This is a genomic window from Cobetia sp. (assembly GCF_983723665.1).
Map to the genome: position 1 here is coordinate 1 of NZ_CFDJES010000142.1, position 6,867 is coordinate 6,867.

Here is a 6,867-nt window from a genome sequence, read left to right on the forward strand (position 1 = left end):
TCACCACAGCGTCATCTGACGATCCAGCAGGCGATCGAAATCATCGTCGACGAACGGCAGGATGCCATCGGCGACGGGCTTGAGCTGACGACTCAGGTAGTGCTCGACATCAATGGGCGAGCGCAGATACTCGACGGGTTCCGGGCCGGAGGTGGTCATCACATAGCGAATCCAGCCGCCGCGCTGATAGCGTAACGGCAGGCCCCGCCGACGGTTCTCGTCATCCGCCAGACGCGCCGCACGGACATGGGGCGGCACGTTGCGCTGATAGTCGTCGAGCTTGCGCCGCAGCCGCTTGCGGTAGATCAAGGCCTCGACATCCGAGGTGTCCGCCGCGCCATGGGCATGGCGTTGCAGGTAATCCTGCACGTAGCCTTTCAGATACTCCTGATAGGGGCTGCCTTCGAAGATGCGGCGATAGAGTCCCTGCTGGAAGGTCTTGGCCAGCGGCGTCCAGTCGGAACGCACCGACTCCAACCCCTTGAACACCAGTTCCGTCTGGCCGCTGCTGCCTGTCTGTTGCAGCCCGGCGTAGCGTTTCTTGCTGCCCTCTTCGGCCCCGCGAATGGTCGGCATCACGAAGCGCTGATAGTGGGTCTCGAACTGCAGCTCCAACGCGCTGTCGAGATCGAGACTGTCCTTGAGATGCCGTCGCCACCAGTCGGTGACATGGGCCGCCAGCTCACGGCCGATTCGGCTCGCCTCGGCTTCGTCATGCGCAGCGCCCAGCCACACGAAGGTGGAGTCGGTATCGCCATAGATGACGCGATAGCCCTGCGCCTCGATCAACTCCACCGTCTGCTGGATGATCTGATGGCCACGCCGCGTGATCGAGGACGCCAGCCGTGGATCGAAGAAACGACAGCCGCGTGACCCCAACACGCCGTAGAAGGCATTCATGATGATCTTGAGCGCCTGGGTCAGCGGGGCGTCACCCGCCGCGCGGGCGGCGTCACGTGCTTGCCAGATCTCGGCGACGATGCCCGGCAGGCAGTGTCGATCACGCGAGAAGCACGCGCCGAGAAAACCGGGCACACCGGCCTCAGGGGCATCATCCGTGCCGTTCTCCGACCCACGCAGCCCTTCGACCAGACCCAGCGGGTCGATCAGGAAAGTGCGGATGATGGAGGGATACAGACTCTTGAAATCCAGCACCAGCACCGAGTCGTAAAGGCCGGGCTGGGAATCCATCACGAAGCCGCCGGGGCTGTCCTCTCCCACCACGTCTCCCAGATTGGGCGCGACCTTGCCCAGCCGGTGCAATCTCGGCAGATACAGATGCGTGAAGGCCGCCACCGAACCACCGCTGCGATCCGCCTCGAGTCCCGTGGCAGCGGCCCGCGCGAGCAGAAACTCCATCAGTCGCGTCTTCGCGAAGATGCGCGTGACCAGCTCGCAATCCTTGAGGTTGTAGCGCGCCAGGGAAGGCTTGTCCTCGACGAACATGCGCAGAATCTCGTCCAGCCGGCCGTAGGGATCATCGATGGCCTTGCCTTCCTGCAACAGCTCACGCGAGACATTCTCGAGACTGAACGACTCGAAATGCCAGAAGGCCGACTTGAGCGCCTCGATGCCATCCACCACCCAGCGCCCGGCGATCTCGGCAAAGAAGTGCTCGGCCTGGCGAGAATGAGAGCGCCACTGCATCACGCTGGCGTCACGTCCCAGTCGCAGTGGCAGGCCTTCGGCCTCTGACAGCCGCACCAGCATGCGCAGATCGAACTGGATGACGTTCCAGCCGATGATGACATCCGGATCATGCCTTGCGACCCAGTCCAGCAGGCATTGCAGCAACTCACGCCGGCTATCGCGGTATTCCAGCGAGAAATCGCGGCTGACGTTCTCCTCGCCATTGGGGGGCCCCAGCATGTACACCTGACGCTGTCCGCAGCCCTCGAGCGCGATGGAATACAGATTGCCCCGCGCATCGGTCTCGATATCCAGCGATGCCCAGCGCAGCGGTGGCCGATAGCCCGCAAGCGGTGTCAGGCGCGCATTCTTCACGCTGCCATCAGGCTGGCGCTCGCCGCGCGCCGTGACGCCTGCCGTGATGAAACGCTCCATCAGGTAGCGGTCCGTCGGACGAACATCCGCTTCATAGACATCGACGCCAATCGCCTTCAAACGGCGCGTCAGCTGGCCCAGGGTGCGATATTCACGACAGTAGAGCCCCACCACCGGGCGATGGTGGAAGTCTTCCAATGCCAGCGGACGCAGCTCGGCGCCGGCCTCAAAGCTCACCAGTGTCTGAGCCAGCACCTGCTGTTCGGCGGGCAGGAAAGCGACGACTTCCTGGGGCGCACATTCGACACGTACGGCGCCTTCGTCGGTGCGAATCCAGAAGCTGATCACCACCCCCTCGGGCGTGTCCTGCCAATGACGTGTCAGCACGAAGCCATGAAGTTCAACAGGAGCGTGGCGGGAATCTTCGGATGCGGCCTCTGGCACTGCATTACCTTTACGTTGAATATACGAATGCCGGGCAGGATGAGAGCAAGACGCGTCTGCATCCTCATACGATAATATGAATTCTGTATCGTACAACATCCGGCGTGAAGCCTGAGCTTGACGACGGAAATACCGTGCCTTCCCGGCGACAGGATGGATGTCTGCGGCAAGGAATGCCTCTCCCGAGATAGCGGCACCCCACAAGGAGCCTGCATCATGCAACGCTTTGAGATGATTCAAACCCTGCTGGGCCAGATGCTGGGCCAGATCGACGACATCATCTTGCTTGCAGATGATCAGCGCCATATTACCTACCTGAATGACAGTGCGGTGAAGGCATTCGGCTACCCGCGTGAAGCGTTGATCGGCAAGCAGACACGTATGCTGTATGCCTCCAGCGATGAGTTCGAGCGCCAGGGGCAGAGGCGCTTTCGTGTCGATGCCCAGCCCGCCAAGGAAGGCCGGGTCATCCGCTACCGACGCCAGGATGGCACCTACTTCTATGGGGAAACGCTCGGCGGCCCCATCAAGGACCCCACCAGCGACAACATCTTCATGTTCGGGCTGATCCGCGATGTCTCACGCCGTGTGACGGCAGAACATACTCTCCACAGCCTGCATGCCATCACCTCATCACGTGAACTCAACTTCAATGAGCGCATCGATGAGCTGCTGAAACTGGGCTGCGCCCATTTCGGCCTGCCGATCGGTATCTTCAGCCGCATCCAGGACGGCGAATACGTCGTCCAGCGCGCCTGTCACCCGGAAGACCTGCTGGAACCGGGACTGAGTTTCTCGCTCAGCGATACCTATTGCGATCACGTCTACAAGGCCGACTGCGTCCAGGCCTTCCATCATGTGGCCAGCAGTGAGATCCGCAACCATCCCTGCTATGCCAACTTCAATCTGGAAGCCTACATCGGGGCGCCGGTGATCGTGGATGGTGAGCGCTACGGCACCTTCAACTTCTCAAGCCCTGATCCGGTACCGCCCTTCACCCCCGAAGACATCGAGCTGGTACGTCTCATCGCCTTGTGGGCCGGCCACGAAGTCGCGCGTGCCAATGACATCAATGCCCTGAAGGAAGCGCATCAGGCGCTCGAGAAGATCGCGATCACCGACCCGCTGACAGGCCTCTACAATCGCCGTCATGCCCAGCAGGTACTGGATGACAGCATCGCGGCACTGGCCACCGCCGAGGTTGACCACCCCCTGTGCGTGGCACTGCTGGATTTCGACCATTTCAAGAAGATCAACGACAATCATGGCCATGACGCCGGTGATCTTGCCTTGCAACACTTGAGCGTGCTCGCCGAGGAGATTCTGCTGCCCGGCGACACCCTCGCCAGATGGGGTGGCGAGGAATTCCTGGCGATTCTGCCTGACTCGCTGCTCAGTGACTCGGCCACGCGCATCAACCTGCTGCGACAACGCATGAAGGACAGTGTCGTGGAATACGCTGGCCAACGTCTGCCCCTGTCATTGAGCATCGGGATGACCTGCCTGGAACCCGATGACCGCGCCACGCGCGAGCAGTTGATCGCACGCGCCGATGAAGCCATGTACGCGGCCAAGGAAGAAGGACGCAACTGCCTCAGGATGCTGTAACGCAATGATGCGTGAATTGCTCCGTCCTGCCTGGCCTGATCAGGAGCGCCAAGCAGGACGGAGCCCTCTCACCAAAGCCCGCTCACCAAGCCCGCTCACCAAGCCCTCTCGCCGAAGCCCTCGCGTCACGTCATCCCCCCTCTCGCACTCAGGTAGCGAACACGCTAAGGTCAGGCCCATCCCCTACTGCTGAGCCACCCGACGTCGTCGTTGCCTATCCTCATGCCTTCACACGATTCCAGCGCTACGCCGCCCGATGCGTCCTATGCCTTCGGCCTCCCGGAAGACGGCGTGCTGTCTGACCAGCCCACAAGCATTGCGCCCTTGACCGCCACCCTTGCCTCGCCTGCCCCCGCTGACCGTCACCAACTCGGTATCTTCCTGCTGCCGGGCTTCGCGATGGTCGCGTTGTTCTCGATGATCGAGCCGCTGCGCATCGCCAATCGACTGCGCGGAACACGCCTGTATCAGTGGACACTCGCAAGCCAGGATGGCGCGTCGGTCAAGGCCTCCAACGGCATGGTGCTGCCGGTGGATACCGCACGTGACGAGCTTGCCGCAGTGGACAAGCTGGTGGTGTGCACCAGCTTTGCCCCGGAAGCCTATCTGGAAGACCGCACCTTGCACTGGCTGCAGGAGCGCTCCCATAGCGGCTGCCAGCTCGGCGGCGTGGACACCGGCTGCTTCGTGCTGGCGCGCGCCGGCCTGCTCACCGGCAAGACGGTCACGCTGCATTGGGAAAGCCTGCCGGAATTCAACCAGCGCTTCGATGAGGTGGACGCCGTGGAGTCACTGTATGAAATCAGTGACGATGGCTTCTTCTGCGCCGGCGGCAGCGCCCCGCTGGACATGAGCCTGGAGCTGATTCGCCGCCAGCATGGCCAGACGCTCTATCAGGCGGTACGCGAACAGCTGATTCTCGATCAGGGTCGCCTGCCGGCCAGCCGCCAGCGCGGCATCAGCCAGCAGACGGCCGATCTGGCCGACCCGCTGCTCAGGCGTGCGATCACTCGCATGGAGAACACCCTGGAGGCCCCGCTCAGCATCGAGGCACTCGCCGAGGAGCTCGGCCTCTCATGGCGCCAGCTGGAGCGCCGCTTTCAGCAAGGGCTCGGCTGCACGCCTCGCGCCTATCATGGGGAGCGTCGCCTGCTGCACGCACGCAGCCTGCTTCACGATACCCGCCATGGCGTGACCGATATCGCCCTGGCCTGTGGTTTCACCTCGCATTCGAGTTTCACCCGCGCCTTTCGCCGTCGCTTCGGCATCACCCCGACCCAGGCACGCCGCCAGCCACCGCGCCCCTTGGGGTGATCCACGCCCGATACCCGCAACGCGATGTCGAATTGGGCACAGTGGATGTCGAATTAGGCACAGTAGCGAGCGCCGTGGGCTGCCATTCTGTCGGGGAATCGCTCACCTGACATAAGGAAGGACTCTCCATGGCGCTCCCGATCACACCCGATTACGACAGCTGGCCAATTGACGAGACTCTCGTGAAGGTCATTCACGAAGCACGCTATCTGAGCGTGACCTGGAGCGATGGCCGCGTCAGCCGTTTTCATAGTGTCTGGTTGCGCGAGAACGCCGCGGACGATACCACCGTCAATCCGGCGACGCGCGAACGCATTCTGGACCTCTCCCAGATTCCCGCCTGGCCGGAAATCGCCGAGGCCAGCATCGATGAGGACGGCGCACTCAGCGTGCTGTTCACGCCCGAAGACCGCAGCCTGCGCTTCCACCCGGGCTTCCTGCGTGCCAATGACTATGACAACCAGGACGCGCTGCCGCCGGAACTGCCACCGCTGACGCTCTGGCACGGTGAGCAGTTGGATCAGCCGCCGACCATCGATGCCGCCCGCCTGGCCGAGGCCGATCATGGCAGCGCGCAGGAGGCGGAAATTCTGTATCCCACCCTGCACGAACTGCTCGGCAAGGGACTGGTGCGCCTGCGCGACCTGCCGACGGAAGAAGGCGCCATCGAAAAGGTCGCCGAACGCATCGGCTCGATCCGCACCACCAACTTCGGCCACCTCTTCAATGTCCGCGCGATCCAGAACCCGGATTCCAACGCCTATACCTCCATCGCCTTGCCGCCGCATGTGGACCTGCCGACCCGGGAATATCAGCCGGGCCTGCAGTGCCTCTATTGTCTCGAGAACACCGTGGAAGGCGGCATGGCGGTGATGATGGATGGCTTCGCCATCGCGGCGGCGCTAAAGGAAGAACACCCCGAGGCCTACGAGACACTCACCACGGTGCACTGGCGCTACGCCAATACCTCGCGCAATACCGATCATGTCTGGTACTCGCCGATGATCGTGCTGGGTCAGGCAGGAGAACTGCTGGAGGTACGGATCGCCGACTTCCTGCGCGGGCCGATGATGGCGCCGTTCGAGCAGACCGAGACCGCCTATGAGGCACTGATGACGCTACAGCGCATGTTGCGTGAGCCGCGCTTCGCCATGCGCTTCACCTATGCCCCCGGCGACATGGTCATCTTCGACAATCGCCGCCTGCTGCACGCCCGCGATGCCTTCGAGGGCGACAGCGGCAGCCGCTGGTTGCAAGGCTGCTACCTGGAACGTGACGAGGTGCGCTCTCGCTATCGCATGCTCAAGCGTGCCGAACGCGCCGAGCGGGTCGAGGAAGCTACCCAGACGGCGTGATTCGGCACGGCATGCCTCTGCTCGCGAATTGGCTCACACATCAGCTCACGCCGATGGCCGGCATGAGAATGAGAACGTGCGGGGGAATCAGGGCGTGCGTGGCGTGATGACGAGCGTGAAGCCGGGGTCCTGCGGGATCAGG

Annotated in this window: 4 protein-coding genes; 3 read left to right on the forward strand and 1 reads right to left on the reverse strand. The window is 62.7% G+C overall.

Going from position 1 to position 6,867, the window contains the following annotated elements; genetic code table 11:
* Entirely contained in the window at window positions 1-2,448 is a 2,448-nt protein-coding gene (locus AC4FAH_RS12310; RefSeq protein WP_490246112.1) for a DNA polymerase II, read from the reverse strand.
* A 216-nt stretch (window positions 2,449-2,664) separates the two neighbouring features.
* On the opposite strand from AC4FAH_RS12310, the gene AC4FAH_RS12315 reads away from it, so the two are divergent.
* The 3 genes from AC4FAH_RS12315 (at window position 2,665) to AC4FAH_RS12325 (ending at window position 6,725) form a co-directional block, all read left to right on the forward strand.
* On the forward strand, window positions 2,665-4,056 hold the full coding sequence (locus AC4FAH_RS12315; protein WP_175090227.1) for a bifunctional diguanylate cyclase/phosphodiesterase: 1,392 nt from the start codon (window positions 2,665-2,667) through the stop codon (window positions 4,054-4,056).
* A gap of 324 nt (window positions 4,057-4,380) precedes the next feature.
* Window positions 4,381-5,370, forward strand: a complete 990-nt coding sequence (locus AC4FAH_RS12320; RefSeq protein WP_225348017.1) for a GlxA family transcriptional regulator — start codon at window positions 4,381-4,383, stop codon at window positions 5,368-5,370.
* Window positions 5,371-5,498: 128 nt separating this feature from the next.
* Window positions 5,499-6,725, forward strand: coding sequence for a TauD/TfdA family dioxygenase (locus tag AC4FAH_RS12325; protein ID WP_175090228.1), 1,227 nt, complete (start codon window positions 5,499-5,501; stop codon window positions 6,723-6,725).
* Window positions 6,726-6,867: the final 142 nt, after the last annotated feature.

Coding starts and splice junctions, on each gene's coding strand:
- AC4FAH_RS12315 (WP_175090227.1), top strand. CDS start 2,665: ATGCAACGCTTTGAGATGATTCAAACCCTGCTGGGCCAGATGCTGGGC.
- AC4FAH_RS12325 (WP_175090228.1), top strand. CDS start 5,499: ATGGCGCTCCCGATCACACCCGATTACGACAGCTGGCCAATTGACGAG.